Annotated in this window: 13 protein-coding genes; 3 read left to right on the top strand and 10 right to left on the bottom strand. The window is 73.2% G+C overall.

Translation table 11 applies throughout. The features are described 5' to 3' along the window. Nucleotides 1–85 precede the first annotated feature (85 nt). The 5 genes from ACIRQF_RS12335 to ACIRQF_RS12315 all read right to left on the bottom strand — a co-directional run bounded on the left by ACIRQF_RS12335 (nt 86) and on the right by ACIRQF_RS12315 (nt 4,665). Nucleotides 86–295: a hypothetical protein gene (locus tag ACIRQF_RS12335; RefSeq protein ID WP_404091817.1), complete on the bottom strand. Its 210-nt coding sequence runs from the start codon at nt 293–295 to the stop codon at nt 86–88. A 101-nt stretch (nt 296–396) separates the two neighbouring features. After that, nucleotides 397–1,347 (bottom strand): cytochrome c oxidase assembly protein, encoded by a 951-nt coding sequence (locus ACIRQF_RS12330; protein WP_376631696.1) that lies wholly within the window; start codon nt 1,345–1,347, stop codon nt 397–399. Nucleotides 1,348–1,460: 113 nt separating this feature from the next. Continuing rightward, on the bottom strand, nt 1,461–2,486 hold the full coding sequence (locus ACIRQF_RS12325) for a 6-phosphofructokinase (RefSeq protein ID WP_376631695.1): 1,026 nt from the start codon (nt 2,484–2,486) through the stop codon (nt 1,461–1,463). 176 nt (nt 2,487–2,662) lie between these two features. Then, nucleotides 2,663–3,391 carry a type 1 glutamine amidotransferase gene (locus ACIRQF_RS12320; protein ID WP_376631693.1) on the bottom strand — a complete coding sequence of 243 codons (729 nt, stop codon included), beginning with the start codon at nt 3,389–3,391 and terminating at the stop codon, nt 2,663–2,665. Nucleotides 3,392–3,423: 32 nt separating this feature from the next. Further along, nucleotides 3,424–4,665 (bottom strand): MurT ligase domain-containing protein, encoded by a 1,242-nt coding sequence (locus ACIRQF_RS12315; RefSeq protein ID WP_376631692.1) that lies wholly within the window; start codon nt 4,663–4,665, stop codon nt 3,424–3,426. 113 nt (nt 4,666–4,778) lie between these two features. Here ACIRQF_RS12315 and def point away from each other — a divergent pair, with 113 nt between their 5' ends. Beyond that, nucleotides 4,779–5,339 (top strand): peptide deformylase, encoded by a 561-nt coding sequence (gene def, locus ACIRQF_RS12310; protein WP_404091436.1) that lies wholly within the window; start codon nt 4,779–4,781, stop codon nt 5,337–5,339. A 112-nt stretch (nt 5,340–5,451) separates the two neighbouring features. Here the strand turns inward: def and ACIRQF_RS12305 are convergent, their stop codons facing one another. Then, entirely contained in the window at nt 5,452–6,102 is a 651-nt protein-coding gene (locus ACIRQF_RS12305) for a TetR family transcriptional regulator (protein WP_376631688.1), read from the bottom strand. A 175-nt stretch (nt 6,103–6,277) separates the two neighbouring features. Here ACIRQF_RS12305 and ACIRQF_RS12300 point away from each other — a divergent pair, with 175 nt between their 5' ends. Beyond that, nucleotides 6,278–7,510: an acyl-CoA dehydrogenase family protein gene (locus ACIRQF_RS12300; RefSeq protein ID WP_389752882.1), complete on the top strand. Its 1,233-nt coding sequence runs from the start codon at nt 6,278–6,280 to the stop codon at nt 7,508–7,510. A 92-nt stretch (nt 7,511–7,602) separates the two neighbouring features. On the opposite strand, the gene ACIRQF_RS12295 is transcribed toward ACIRQF_RS12300, so the two are convergent. Continuing rightward, the gene (locus ACIRQF_RS12295; RefSeq protein WP_404091432.1) at nt 7,603–8,070 is read right to left on the bottom strand and encodes a VOC family protein; all 468 of its coding nucleotides are present in this window, start codon (nt 8,068–8,070) and stop codon (nt 7,603–7,605) included. 212 nt (nt 8,071–8,282) lie between these two features. Here ACIRQF_RS12295 and ACIRQF_RS12290 point away from each other — a divergent pair, with 212 nt between their 5' ends. After that, nucleotides 8,283–9,653 (top strand): cytochrome P450, encoded by a 1,371-nt coding sequence (locus tag ACIRQF_RS12290; protein WP_404091429.1) that lies wholly within the window; start codon nt 8,283–8,285, stop codon nt 9,651–9,653. A gap of 42 nt (nt 9,654–9,695) precedes the next feature. Here ACIRQF_RS12290 and ACIRQF_RS12285 read toward each other — a convergent pair whose 3' ends face one another. From ACIRQF_RS12285 to ACIRQF_RS12275, 3 genes are all read right to left on the bottom strand, one after another. Continuing rightward, nucleotides 9,696–11,366, bottom strand: a complete 1,671-nt coding sequence (locus tag ACIRQF_RS12285) for an alpha/beta hydrolase (RefSeq protein ID WP_404091426.1) — start codon at nt 11,364–11,366, stop codon at nt 9,696–9,698. Nucleotides 11,367–11,573: 207 nt separating this feature from the next. After that, nucleotides 11,574–12,836, bottom strand: coding sequence for a sensor histidine kinase (locus tag ACIRQF_RS12280; RefSeq protein WP_404091424.1), 1,263 nt, complete (start codon nt 12,834–12,836; stop codon nt 11,574–11,576). A gap of 50 nt (nt 12,837–12,886) precedes the next feature. After that, the gene (locus ACIRQF_RS12275; protein ID WP_404091421.1) at nt 12,887–13,558 is read right to left on the bottom strand and encodes a winged helix-turn-helix domain-containing protein; all 672 of its coding nucleotides are present in this window, start codon (nt 13,556–13,558) and stop codon (nt 12,887–12,889) included. Between the last annotated feature and the right edge of the window lie 41 nt (nt 13,559–13,599).

Here is a 13,599-nt window from a genome sequence, read left to right as displayed (position 1 = left end):
CGGTCCGAGCCAGGCCCCCGCTCCTCACCGGGACCGGATGAGACACCGAGCCAGGACCCCGCTCCTCACCGGGACCCGGCGCGGTTCAGGGCCGACGGCCGGGGCGATCGGGCCGCGCCGACCGGGCGTACGGCTCGCCGGCGTCGGCGGCCGCCATCCCGATGGTGGCCACACTGAGCACCACCCAGCCGAACCAGAGCCAGCCGCTGCTGCCGAGCGCCACCGTGTAGGTCGTGATCAGCACGAGCGCGGCGAGGGTGATCACACCCATCGTCTTCGTGGGACCGGACATCATCGCTCCGCCCTCCTCGAAGTCATGACGACCTTGCCATCGTGACCCCGGAAGGGGCGCGCGCGCCAGACCTGCGACGCGCCGTTGTGCGCCGGTACGGAGGGTTACCGTCCGCGGCCCTGGAGCGAGGCGAGGTACGCGTTGTACGCCTCCAGCTCCTTGTCGCCGTCCCGGTCCGCGGCCCGGTCCTTGCGGACCGCCTGGCGCTGCTCGGAGTGGTACCACTGGTAGACCAGCGCGATCAGCACCAGCACCGACGGGATCTCGCTGAACGCCCACGCGATGCCGCCCGCGGCGTGCTGGTCGGTCAGCGCGTCGATGCCGAGCGAGGCCGGCGGGTTCTCGTACACCTTCACCAGCGGCTCGGTCGCCATCATCATCGCGATGCCGAAGAAGGCGTGGAACGGCATGCCCGCGAAGAGCTCCAGCATCCGCATCACGTAGCCCGGCCGGTGCGGTCCCGGGTCGACGCCCATGATCGGCCAGAAGAAGACCAGGCCCACCATGAGGAAGTGCACCATCATCGCGACGTGACCCGCCTGCGAACCCATCAGGAAGTCGAAGAGCGACGTGAAGTAGAGCGCGTACAGGCTCGCGATGAACATGGAGATCGTGAACGCCGGATGCGTGACGATCCGCATGTACCTGCTGTGCAGCAGCTTGAGCAGCAGCTCGCGCGGGCCCGTCGAGCCGCGCCCGGCCACCGGCAGTGCCCGCAGTGCCAGCGTCACGGGCGCGCCGAGCAGCAGCAGGATCGGCGACAGCATGGAGATCACCATGTGCTGCACCATGTGCACGCTGAACATGACCATGCCGTAGTCGTTGAGCCGGGTGCACATGACGAGTGCGATCGTCAGCACACCCACCGCGAAGAACACCGTCCGGCTCACCGGCCACGCGTCCCCGCGGCGGCGCAGCCGCGCCACGCCCCAGCCGTACAGGCCGAGGGCGGCGAGACAGCCGAAGAGGAAGAACAGGTCGGGGGAGAACTCCAGGGCCCGCCCCAGCGTGAACGGCGGCATGTCCATCGTCATGCCGTGCCCGCTGTGATCCATGTATTACTCCTGGAGCCCGATTCGCGCTTGTTGTCCGCACCAGACTAGAACCGCCCCCGGTCGCGATCGCGACCGGGGGCGGTTCGTGGCGCCAGGCCCGCGCGGGAAGGCGGTCAGAGCACGTTCTCGGCCTCGGCGTAGCGGTCCTCGGGGACCGTCTTCAGGGTCTCCACGGCCTGCGCCAGCGGGACGAGCACGATGTCGGTGCCGCGCAGCGCCGTCAGCATCCCGAACTCGCCGCGGTGCGCCGCCTCCACCGCGTGCCAGCCGAAGCGGGTCGCGAGGACGCGGTCGTACGCGGTCGGGGTGCCGCCGCGCTGGACGTGACCGAGGATCACCGGGCGGGCCTCCTTGCCGAGGCGTCGCTCCAGCTCGACGGAGAGCTGGTTGGCCACGCCGGTGAAGCGCTCGTGGCCGTAGATGTCCGTGCCGGCGGTCTTGAAGTCCATCGAGCCCTCGCGCGGCTTCGCGCCCTCGGCGACCACGACGATCGCGAAGCGCTTGCCGTCCTCGAAGCGCGCGCCGACCCGGGCCGCCAGCTCGTCCATGTCGAAGGGGCGTTCCGGCACGACGATGGCGTGGGCGCCGGCCGCCATGCCGGAGTGCAGCGCGATCCAGCCGGTGTGCCGGCCCATGACCTCGACGATCAGGACGCGCTGGTGGGACTCGGCGGTGGTCTTCAGCCGGTCCAGGGCCTCGGTCGCCACGGTGACGGCGGTGTCGAAGCCGAAGGTGACATCGGTCGAGGCGATGTCGTTGTCGATGGTCTTCGGCACGCCGACGATCGGCAGGCCCGCCTCCGACAGCAGGTTCGCGGCCTTCAGGGTGCCCTCGCCGCCGATCGGGATGATCGCGTCGAGGCCCAGGTCGGCCACGTGGCCCCTGGCCCGCTCGACGCCGTCGACCAGATGGGCGGGCTGGACCCGGGAGGAGCCGAGGATGGTGCCGCCGCGGGCCAGGATGCCGTTCACGGCGTCCAGGTCCAGCTTGCGGTAGTCGGCCTCCAGGAGACCCTTCCAGCCGTCGAGGAAGCCGATGACCTCGTCACCGTGGTCGACGACGGCGCGGTGCACGACGGAACGGATGACGGCGTTCAGACCGGGGCAGTCTCCGCCGGAGGTGAGCACACCAATGCGCATAGCCCAAAAACCTTTGCAACGTGGGCCGACTCCCGGACCACGTCGTCCGGCTGGATCCCCGCCACCCTATCGGTGCCGAGTGGCGGGGCCGAACCGAATGTCCGCAGATTGGACACCGTATTCACTTACGAATCCCATGTGCGCCAGGGTGCTCAGACGTGCAGTCTGCCGAGCCGTCAGGACGGCTGCGTGGCGGCGGCGATGCGCTCGTTGCGCAGCGCCTCGTACCAGCGGTCGTCCGTGGGGGGCAGCGCGTTCACGTCGAGCGCCAGCTTCAGGAGCAGGTCCGCGATCTGCGGGTTCCGCGCCATGACCGGGCCGTGCATGTACGTGCCGAACACGGTGTCGTTGTACGCGCCCTCGGTGCCGTCGCCGGTGCCGTTGCCGTTGCCGAACACGGTCCGGGCGAACGGGCGGGCGGTCGGGCCGAGGTGCGTGACGCCCTGGTGGTTCTCGAACCCGGTGAGCTGGGGCAGGCCCAGCTGGGGGTCGATGTCGCCGAGCACGTCGCCGACGCAGCGGGCACCCTCGCCGCGGACCGTCGTCACGTCGAGCAGGCCGAGGCCCGGCTGGCGCTCGCCGACGTCGTTGACGAACTCGTGGCCCAGGATCTGGTAACCGGCGCACACCGAGAAGATGATCGCGCCGTTGGCCGCGGCCCGGCTCAGGCCGCCGTCGCGGTTCAGCCGCTCGGCCGCGAGCCGCTGCGGCCGGTCCTCGCCACCGCCGATCAGGTAGATGTCGCCGGAGGTCGGGACGGGCTGGTCGCTGCGCACGTCGACGCGCTCGACGCTGAGTCCGCGCTGGTGGGCGCGGCGCTCGACGACGAGGACGTTGCCCTGGTCGCCGTAGGTGCTGAGCAGGTCGGGGTAGACCCAGACCAGACGCAGGCTGCTGTCACTCATGCTGCAAGTCCTTCTGCGGGGTCGAGGCGCGGTCAGTTGCCGACGCGGCGGCGGACGTCCTGGAACGCGGTGTAGTTCGCGATCAGCTCGATCTGCCCGGGCGGGGCCACCGTGACGGCCTCGTCGAGCGTCTCGCAGACGCGGAAGTCCACACCCGCGACCTCCAGGCGGACCGCGAGGTCCAGCTTGCGGTCGCCGATCACCATGATCGGGTGGCCGGCCAGGCGGCCGTAGTCGACGTCCCACAGCCAGGACGTGTCCGTGCCGTCGGCGCCGCGCGCGTTGACCGAGAGGATCACCGGCGTCGGCGGCTGGTCGATCAGGGAAAACGTTTCGAGCCAGCCCGCCGGGTTCTTCGCCAGCAGGAGCCGCAGGTCACGGCCCTGGAAGGAGACCACGTCGTAGCGGCCGGCGACGGCCTGCACCTGGTACATGCGCTCCAGGGCGACCTGCGGCGGCACCCCGAAGACCGCGGCGACCGCGGCCGAGGTGGCGGCGTTCGCCTTGTTGGCGCGCCCGGGGAGCTGGAGGTGGATCGGCCAGGCCGAACCGTGCGGGTCGAGCACGTGGTCGCCGTTGAGCGCCCAGCTCGGCGCGGGGCGGCGGAAGCCGCACTCGCCGCAGAACCAGTCGTCGCCGGGGCGCTGCAGCACACCGCCGCAGGCGGGGCAGGACCAGGCGTCGTCCTTCCACTCCTGGCCGACCGCGACCCACACCACGTTGGGGGAGGAGGACGCGGCCCAGACGATCAGCGGGTCGTCCGCGTTGGCGATGACCACGGCCTTGGTGCCGTTGAGGCCCTCGCGCCACTTCTCGGCCAGCATCCGGGTCTCGGCCGCGCGGTCGAGCTGGTCGCGCGACAGGTTGAGCAGCGCGATCGCCTTCGGGGTGGTGTCCCGGGCGACGCCCGCCAGGTACTTCTCGTCCACCTCGATGACGCCGAACTTGGCGTCCGATCCGCCGGCCAGGGCGGAGGTGATGCCCGCGGGCATGTTCGCGCCGAGCGCGTTCGACACGACCGGACCGCTGGCCCGCAGGGCCTCGGCGATCAGCCGGGTCGTGGTGGTCTTTCCGTTGGTCGCCGACACGAGGACCACGTCCAGGTGCTGCGCGAGCCGCCCCAGCAGATCGGGGTCGAGCTTGAGCGCGACCCGGCCGCCGATCACCGATCCGCTGCCGCGTCCCGCTGCCCGCGACACCGCGGCTGCGGCCTTGCCCGCCGTCACGGCCAGCTTGGCGCGCGGCGTCAGCGGCTCCGAGTTGCTGCCTGACATCGTCCTTGTTCCTCCTTGCGTCGGTCCGGCCTCAGCCTATCGAGATCCGGCCAGCAGCCCGAACCGCGGCACCGTGGCGAGACGGGCTGACCCCTGAACGTACCCTTGCGCCCATGCGAAACCGCCTGATCCCCGGCAGTTCCGGCCATGTCCGAGCGATGACCCTGCTCGGCGATCCGGTGCTGCACACCCCCTGCGAGCCCGTCACCGACTTCGGCCCCGGGCTGGCCCGCCTCGTCGAGGACATGTTCGCGACGATGTACGCGGCGAACGGCGTGGGCCTCGCCGCGAACCAGGTGGGGGTCGGGCTGCGCGTCTTCGTCTACGACTGCCCGGACGACGAGGACGTGCGGCACCTGGGCCACGTGGTGAACCCTCGGCTGGTCGAGGCCGACGGCGACGTCTTCCGCGGCCCCGAGGGCTGTCTCTCCCTGCCCGGCCTGGAGGCCCCGACCCCGCGCCACGACCGCGCGGTCGTCGAGGGCGTCCGCCTCGACGGCACCCCGGTCCGCGTCGAGGGCACGGGCTTCTTCGCCCGGTGCCTCCAGCACGAGTGCGACCACCTGGAGGGCGGGGTGTACGCGGACCACGTCACGGGACGGTTCCGGCGCCGCCTGCTGCGGGCGATCCGAAAGGAGCCGTGGGGCGGGGGCGTGGCCGCACTGGAGGGCTGAGGCGCCGGCCCGGCCGCGCCGGCGTGACGGGACGGAGCGCGTGGGCTCCGTCCGGGGGGCCTCCGGGGCGACGTCCGGGGGAGGGGGCGCGGTCCTCCGCCCGCCGCCCGGGTCAGAACCCCGGCCCGTCCGCCCGGTCACCCGCCGCCGCCAGCCGGCCCCACAGAAGATCTGCGAGGCTCCGTACCAACTCTGCGCGGGAGCACGGGCGTTCGCCCAGCCACCAGTCGCCCGCGGCATGCATCATGCCGACGATCCCGTGACCCCAGATACGGGCCTGCGCCTCGCTGCCCGCGCCGAGGTCGACCCGCTCCGCGATGACCTGGCCGAGCTCCTCGCCCATGCGGCGGAGCAGCGGTGCGGAGTGGCGGCCCACGTCGAAGCCCTGCTCCGACTGGTGGGACTCCTCGGCCGGGTGCATGAGGAAGCGGTAGACCTGCGGCATGGCCTCGATCGAGGCCAGGTAGGTGTCCAGGGTGGACTCGACCCGCTGCCGCCGCTCGGCCGGCGCGTCGAGCGCGGCCCGGAGCGCCGAGAGCAGGGCGTCGGTGTGACGGGTGGCGAGGGCCCGGTAGAGGCCGCCCTTGTCGCCGAAGTGGCGGTAGAGGATCGGCTTGGTGATCCCGGCCTCGGCCGCGATCGCGTTCATGGAGGCCTTCGGCCCGTCGCGGAGCACCACGCGGTCCGCCGCCTCCAGCAGCTCCCGGCGCCGTTGGTCGGCCGGCTTCTGCTGGTCGGTGGTGGTCCGGTGTGTGGTGTCCATAAGAGTCTCTCCCCGCCCGTACGAATTCCTGAGGCTGTCCGCAACGTAACACCCGAACGGCACTCGGTGCCGTTCGGGCTGCGCTCGCCGGGAAGCGCTCCGCTGCTGGTTGACAGCCCCTACCGGTCGGTAACAGACTACTGTTACCGCAAGTAACATACCGCCGGGAGGGACCATGGCCGAGTTCACGCTCGAACTCAACGACGACCAGAAGCAGGTGCGCGACTGGCTCCACGGCTTCGCCGCAGACGTGATGCGCCCCGCGGCGGCCGAGTGGGACGAGCGTGAGGAGACCCCCTGGCCGATCATCCAGGAGGCGGCCAAGCTCGGAATCTACTCCCTCGACTTCTACGCCCAGCAGTTCTTCGACCCGACCGGCCTCGGCATCCCGATGGCCATGGAGGAGCTCTTCTGGGGCGACGCCGGCATCGCCCTCTCCATCGTGGGCACCGGCCTCGCCGCCGTCGGCGTCCTCGCCAACGGTACCGAGGAGCAGATCGGGACGTGGGTGCCGCAGATGTACGGCGACGCCGCCGACGTCAAGGTCGCCGCCTTCTGCTCCTCCGAGCCGGACGCCGGCTCCGACGTGGCCTCCATGCGTACCCGCGCCGTCTACGACGAGGCCAAGGACGAGTGGGTGATCAACGGCACGAAGACCTGGGCGACCAACGGCGGCATCGCCAACGTCCACGTCGTCGTCGCGGTCGTCGACCCGGAACTCGGCTCCAAGGGCCACGCCTCCTTCATCGTGCCGCCGAACACCCCCGGTCTCTCCCAGGGCCAGAAGTTCCAGAAGCACGGCATCCGCGCCTCCCACACCGCCGAGGTCGTCCTCGAGAACGTCCGCGTCCCCGGGCACTGCCTCCTCGGAGGCAAGGAGAAGCTCGACGAGCGCCTCGCCCGGGCCCGCGAGAAGGCCAGGCAGGCCGGCAGCGGCGAGCGCGTGAAGAACGCCGCCATGGCCACCTTCGAGGCCTCCCGCCCCGCCGTCGGCGCCATGGCCGTCGGCACCGCCCGCGCCGCGTACGAGGTCGCCCTCGACTACGCCAGGACCCGCGAGCAGTTCGGCCGCCCGATCATCGACAACCAGGGCGTGGCCTTCCAGCTGGCCGACATGCGCACCCAGATCGACGCGGCCCGCCTGCTGGTCTGGCGCGCCTCCTGGATGGCGACCGCCGGCAAGCCCTTCACCTCCGCCGAGGGCTCGATGTCCAAGCTGTACGCGAGCGAGGTCGCCAAGAAGGTCACGGCCCAGGCCATCCAGATCCTCGGCGGCAACGGCTACACCCGTGAGTACCCGGTCGAGCGGATGCACCGTGACGCCGCGATCTACACGATCTTCGAGGGCACGAGCGAGATCCAGCGCCTCGTCATCGCCCGCACGCTTTCGGGCATGCCGATCCGCTGACGCGCCGGCCCGGCGGTCCACGGCCGCCGGCTCGCGGTGCCGGCGGCCCCGCCCCCGGGGAGTCCAGGCCCCGGGAGCCCGGGCCGGGAGGGTCAGACGACGCAGAACTCGTTGCCCTCCGGGTCCTGGAGCACCACCGCGTAGTGGTCCATCCCGTCCGGCTCGTCCATCGTGTACAGCACGGACGCGCCGAGCGCGGTCAGCCGCGCCACCTCGGCGTCCACCCGCTCGCGGCGCACGGCGAGCGGGACGGTGCGCCCGCCGCCGATCTTCAGGTCCAGATGCAGCCGGTTCTTGACCGTCTTCGGCTCCGGGACCCGCTGGAACCAGACCCGGGGGCCCGTGCCCCGCGGATCGACGATCGACTCCGGCAGCGCCTCGGCACCGTCCCCGAGCTCCTCCTCGGGGACGCCGACCGTCCGCCAGTACGCGTTCCAGCTCGCGTGGCCCTCCGGCGGCGGCTCCGGCACGTACCGCAGGGCCTCGGTCCAGAAGGCGACCAGGCGCTGAGGCTCGGCGCAGTCGACGGTGAGCTGCAGGGTCATCTCGGGTGCGTCCATGGGGAAAGCGTTCCAGAGACCACTGACAACGGCCCGCCGCGCAGACTACCGGCCGGTCACCTCGTGCGGCAGAATCGATCACAAGAATCGATCACGCGATTCGACCGGAGGCTCGCCTACCGGAAGGCCCGTCGACCGGGAGACCCGTCGGCCGGACGCTCCGGTCACGAGCACCGACCACGCCACCGAAGCTCTCAGGGGGGAACGGCACGATGGCGACGACCACCGCGCGGGCGATACCCGAACTCACCGGAATCCCGCTGCTCGGCTCACTGCTCGACCTCAAGAACGACGCGCTCGGCACCTTCCTCAAGGCCCGCCGCGACCACGGCGACGTGGTCCGGATCAGCGCCGGGCCGCCCGGCGCCCGGGCCACCGTCCACTGCGTGTTCTCCGCCGAGGGCGCCCAGCAGGTCCTGGCCGGTGACGCCGCCAACTTCCGCAAGGACAACGCCTTCTACCAGGAGATCCGCGAGTCCTTCGGCAACGGACTGCTCACCAGCCAGGACGACGACTACCTGCGCCAACGGCGTCTCGTCCAGCCGCTGTTCACGCGTCGCAGCGTCGACACGTACGCCTCCGCCATCGCCGCCGAGGTCACCCGGCTCACCGACACCTGGCGGGCCGGCGGCAAGGAGTCCGTCGACGTCGTCCACGAGATGACCGGGCTCGCCCTGCGCGCGGTCGCCCGCATCCTCTTCGGCACCGACGTCGAGGCCGCCGTCGGCATCGTCGAGCGCTGCTTCCCCGTGATGGGCGCCTACGTCTCCCGCCGCGGCTACTCGCCCCGCAAGTTCCCGCGCGACTGGCCCACCCCCGGCAACCGCCGGGCCGCCGCCGCCCACGAGGAGCTCTACGCCGTCTGCGACCGCATCATCGCCGAGCGGCGCACGGCCGGAAGTGCCCGAGCGGAAAGGGACCTGCTGACCCTCCTGGTCGCCGCCGGAAGCGACGAGGACGGCGGCTTCGACGCGGCCGAACTCCGGGAGCAGGTCCTGGTGTTCCTCCTCGCCGGCCACGAGACCACCGCCACCTCGCTCGGCTTCGCACTGCACCTGCTCGCCCGCCACCCCGAGGAGCAGAAGCGCGCCCACGAGGAGGTGGACCGCGTCCTCGCCGGCCGCACGCCCGACGCCGCGGACCTCGACGCGCTGCCGTACCTGACCCGGGTCCTGAAGGAGGCCATGCGGCTCTTCCCGGCCGCCCCGGCCATCGGACGGCGGGCCGTCGAGGCCACCGAGATCGACGGATACGCCATCCCCGCCGGGGCCGACGTGATCGTCTCGTCGTGGGTCACCCACCGGCATCCCCGCTACTGGGACGACCCGGAGCGCTTCGACCCGGACCGGTTCACCCCCGAGGCCGAGGCCGCCCGCCCCCGCTACGCCTGGTTCCCGTTCGGCGGCGGCCCGCGGGCCTGCATCGGGCAGCACTTCTCGATGCTGGAGTCCGTGATCGCCCTCGCGATGGTCCTCCGGGACTACGAACTGGAGGCGATCGACACCCAGGTGCCGCTCGGCTCCGCGATCACCCTCCAGGCCCTCGGCCCGGCCCGCTGCCGCATCAGGCCCCGGGCCCGCTGAGGCTGCCGGGCAGGGACCCACGGAGTCTGCGAAGGAGCCTCGTCACGGCGTGCACGTCGTACCGGGACGGACCTTCGTGAGGGCGATCAGATAGTCCTCGACCTTCCTGTCGACACAGGCGTCGCGGCCGTACCCGGTGTGGCCCGGCGCCCGGAAGGACAGCAGCATGCCGCCCGGGAACTGCCGGGCCAGGCTCACCGCTTCCTGGTACGGCGTCGCCGGGTCGCCCGCCGTGCCGACCACGAGCACCGGCGGGACGCCGGCGGCGTTCACCCGGTGCGGGCGGTCCGGACCGGCGGGCCAGTCCTTGCAGACCAGTTCGCCGGTCAGCCCGGTGCTGCCGTAGACCCCGGCGGCACGCTCGGCGGGGTCGAGGGCGTCCCAGTAGGCCCGTTCGTCGCGCGGGTGCGGGACGTCGAGGCAGTTGACGGCGATCAGGGCGGCCTCGGAGTTGTCCTCGGGCACGTCGGGGGCGGCGTCCCGGGAGTCCGCCGAGCCGTCGGACGTCCCGGACGCGTCGGACGGGTCGGAGGTCCCGGCACCGTCCGGCAGCTCCTCGTCCTCCTCGTCCCCCTCGTCCCCCTCCGTGGCCAGGGCCGCCAGCTTCGTGCCGTCGCCCCCGTCCGCGGCGCGCAGGGCCGCGGACAGGCCCTCCCACTGCGCCTCCGGCGTGTACATGGCCATGCTGAGCGCCGAGATCACCCCGGCCGCGTCGATTCCGTCCCCGGAGCCCTGGACGGGCAGCGGTTCGTGCTGCGTCCGCTCCACGAGCCGGTCGATCAGCCCGCGTATCTCCTCGGGGCCGGTTCCGGGACAGCCCTTGCCGACCACGTCGGCACAGGTGCGTGCGTACGTGTCGACGGCGTCCCGGAAGCCCTTCGCCTGGTTCAGCATCCGCTGCCGCCAGTCGAGCGCCGGGTCGACGGCCCCGTCCAGGACCATCGCCCGCACCCGGTGCGGGAACTGCTCGGCGTACGAGGTGCCCAGACTCGTGCCGTACGACCAGCCGACGTACGTCAGACGCCGCTCGCCCAGCGCCGCCCGCAGCACGTCCAGGTCCCTGGCCGCGTCGGCGGTGCCCACGTGCGGGAGCAGCGGACCGCTGGCCTCGCGGCAGGCCTCGGCCGTCGCCCGCGCGTCGGCGAGGGCGGCGGCGCGTTCGGCCGCGGTACGCGGGTGGAGCGGAACGGCGGCGGCCGGCGCCGCCGAGTCCTCCTCCGACCGCCCCGGGGCGGCGCACGTGAGCGCCGGCCTGCTCTCCCCGACCCCGCGCGGATCGAAGGCGACCACGTCGAAGCGCTCGCGCACACCCCGGCCGAGGTCGTCGGCCAGGCCGTCCCGGAGGGCCTGGACGCCCCGCTCGCCGGGACCCCCGGGGTTGTAGACGAGCGAGCCCAGCCGCCGGTCCGCCGTGGCCGTGGCGGCCTTGGCCACGGGGAGGACGAAGGTCTTGCCGTTGCCGGGGCGGGAGTAGTCCATGGGCACGGTGAGCGAGGCGCACCTGAGGTCGCCGCAGGGCCGCCAGGCGAGCTTCTGCCCGTAGAACCGGCGCAGTTCCGGCCGGCCGGCCGGGTCGGCGCCGGCGGACGCGCCCCCCGGCCGGTCCGGGTCGGGCGCCGGGCCGGCCGTGCAGGCGGTCAGGGAGGTGGCACCGAGGACGGCGAGGGCGAGGACGAGGGCCGGACGGCGGCGGCGGGCGGTGGCGCGGATCACGAGAAGCTCCCCTGGGACGGTCGGTCGGGGAAAGGATCACGTGCCGATGCTGAGGATTTGCTGAAGCGGGTGCGCGGCACCGCGGCGGGGCCGGGGCACGGGACGGCGCCGGGCTCGGGCTGGGGCACGGGCCCGCGGTGGCTCCTGGCGCCTGACCGCGGCCTGGGGCCCGGCGGGTGACCCGGGTCGGGGCACCGCGTGCTGCCGTCAGCCCTCCCGCGCCGGCAGCCGCAGCACGAACCGCGCCCCGCCGTGCTCCGAGCATCCCGCTGTGAGGGTGCCGCCATGCGCGTGGGCGACCCAGGAGGCGATGGAGAGGCCGAGGCCGGTGGAGCCCGAGCCGCTGCGGAAGCGTTCGAAGAGCGCCCCCGCGACCTCCGGGGGAAGCCCGGGCCCGGCGTCCTCGACCGTCACCGTGCCGTCGCGGGTGACCGTGACGAGGACATCCGCCAAGGCTCCCGGCGCGTGCCCGTGCGTGAGCGCGTTGCCCAGGAGGTTGCCCACGGCCCGGCGCAGCAGGTCGGGGTCGGCGGACACGACCGTCTCCTCGGCGTCGACCCGCATCCGATGCGCCTCCGCGGTGCTCTCGCCGGCCTCCTCGGCGACCGCCTCCACCAGCTGGTCGAGGCGCAGCGGCCGACGGTCCGGGGCAGCCGTCCCTGACATCAGACGGGCCCGCGTGAGCAGCCCGTCGACGAGCCGCCCCATGCCCTCCGCGAGCCGCAGGGTGCGCCGGTGCACGTCCGCGCCGTCCGTCTCACCGCGCAGCGCCGTCTCGGCGAGGGTGCGCAGTGCGGCGGCCGGGGTGCGCAGGTCGTGCGCCGCGTCCGCGAGGAAGGCCTCCTGCTGGCCCAGAGCGGTGAGCGCGGGCCGGACCGCCCGCCCCGAGAGGGCGTGCCCGACGCCCGCGGACAGCAGCACGAGCACGGCGCAGCCGCCCGTCACCAGCCACACCAGGCGCCGGTGGTCGTCCTGCGGGGCGCTCGCGTCGGCCGTCGTCACCAGCACGCCCTGAGGCCCTTCGTCGTCCGCGGCCTCGGCGGCGTAGAAGGGCAGCGCGAAGACCCGGACCGGTGCGCCGGTCGCGGTGCGCCGGTCGAAGCCGCGCGGCTCCTCGGCCCGCACCGCCGCCCGGCCGGCCTCCAGCACGACGTCGCGGCTCACGACCAGACAGGGTTTCGCCGGGGCGTGCTGGACGGCCAGGTCGCCGGGGGCGGCGCCGTCGACGAGCAGAACGGTCAGCGGCGGGCAGTCGACGTCCATGGTGTCCGCGAGGACGGCCGTGTCCAGACGCCCGTCCGCGTCGGTCTCCAGGAGCCCGAGCGCCCAGCTGCTGTCGGCGTCCATCGTGTGGTCGAGCTGCTCCCGCCAGCGCCCGCTGTCGCTGCGCACGGCGAGCACCGCCATCGCGATCAGCCCCACGGCGCTGGTCAGCGCGAACAGCAGGCTGATCCTGCGCCGCAGGCGCATCACCCGCTCCGTCGGCGTCAGCGGCCGCGACCGGCGCGAGAGGACGCGGCTCACCGGGCGGCGTCGGGCGCGAGCCGGTAGCCGACCCCGCGCACCGTGTGGATCAGCGGCGGGTCGCCCAGCTTGCGGCGGAGCTGGGAGACGAGGACTTCCAGGACGTTGGACTGCGGCTCGGCCATCTCGTCCCAGCAGCTCTCGATGAGCTCGGCGCGGGGGACCGCCTGGTCGGCCCGGGCCGCCAGGGCCTCCAGGACCGCGAACTCCCTGCTCGTCGGCGTCAGCAGCACGCCGCTGCGGCGAACCTGCCGGCGCGCCGTGTCGATCTCCAGGTCGCCGACCACGTGCACCGGCGGCCGCACCACCGCGGCGCGGCGGCACAGGCTGCGCACCCGGGCGACCAGCTCGGGCACCGCGAAGGGCTTGACCAGGTAGTCGTCACCGCCGCTCGCGAAGCCCGCCACCCGGTCGGCCACGGTGTCGCGCGCGGTCAGGAACAGCACGGGCACGTCGCGCCCGGCGCGCCGCAGGCCCTCGACGTAGGCGGCGGCGTCGCCGGACGGCAGCATCCGGTCGAAGACGGCGCAGGCGTACGCGGTGACGAACAGCGCCTCGTCCGCCTGCGGCAGGTCCGCCGCCTCGTCGACGGCGAGCCCGGCGGCCCGCAGGGCGGCGGCCACACCGAACCGGAGGTCTTCGTCGTCCTCGACGAGCAGTACACGCACGCCGGACACCTTAGGCGGTGTCCTCCACGGGGGATCTCGGC

This window comes from Streptomyces sp. NPDC101191 (assembly GCF_044767915.1).
Lineage (GTDB): Bacteria > Actinomycetota > Actinomycetes > Streptomycetales > Streptomycetaceae > Streptomyces.
This window is presented reverse-complemented; position numbering and strand designations above follow the sequence as displayed.

Coding starts and splice junctions, on each gene's coding strand:
- ACIRQF_RS12305 (WP_376631688.1), bottom strand. CDS start 6,102: ATGGACACCACACACCGGACCACCACCGACCAGCAGAAGCCGGCCGAC.
- ACIRQF_RS12300 (WP_389752882.1), top strand. CDS start 6,278: ATGGCCGAGTTCACGCTCGAACTCAACGACGACCAGAAGCAGGTGCGC.
- ACIRQF_RS12315 (WP_376631692.1), bottom strand. CDS start 4,665: ATGTCAGGCAGCAACTCGGAGCCGCTGACGCCGCGCGCCAAGCTGGCC.
- ACIRQF_RS12280 (WP_404091424.1), bottom strand. CDS start 12,836: ATGCGCCTGCGGCGCAGGATCAGCCTGCTGTTCGCGCTGACCAGCGCC.
- ACIRQF_RS12330 (WP_376631696.1), bottom strand. CDS start 1,347: ATGGATCACAGCGGGCACGGCATGACGATGGACATGCCGCCGTTCACG.
- ACIRQF_RS12290 (WP_404091429.1), top strand. CDS start 8,283: ATGGCGACGACCACCGCGCGGGCGATACCCGAACTCACCGGAATCCCG.
- def (WP_404091436.1), top strand. CDS start 4,779: ATGCGAAACCGCCTGATCCCCGGCAGTTCCGGCCATGTCCGAGCGATG.
- ACIRQF_RS12325 (WP_376631695.1), bottom strand. CDS start 2,486: ATGCGCATTGGTGTGCTCACCTCCGGCGGAGACTGCCCCGGTCTGAAC.
- ACIRQF_RS12320 (WP_376631693.1), bottom strand. CDS start 3,391: ATGAGTGACAGCAGCCTGCGTCTGGTCTGGGTCTACCCCGACCTGCTC.
- ACIRQF_RS12335 (WP_404091817.1), bottom strand. CDS start 295: ATGATGTCCGGTCCCACGAAGACGATGGGTGTGATCACCCTCGCCGCG.
- ACIRQF_RS12295 (WP_404091432.1), bottom strand. CDS start 8,070: ATGGACGCACCCGAGATGACCCTGCAGCTCACCGTCGACTGCGCCGAG.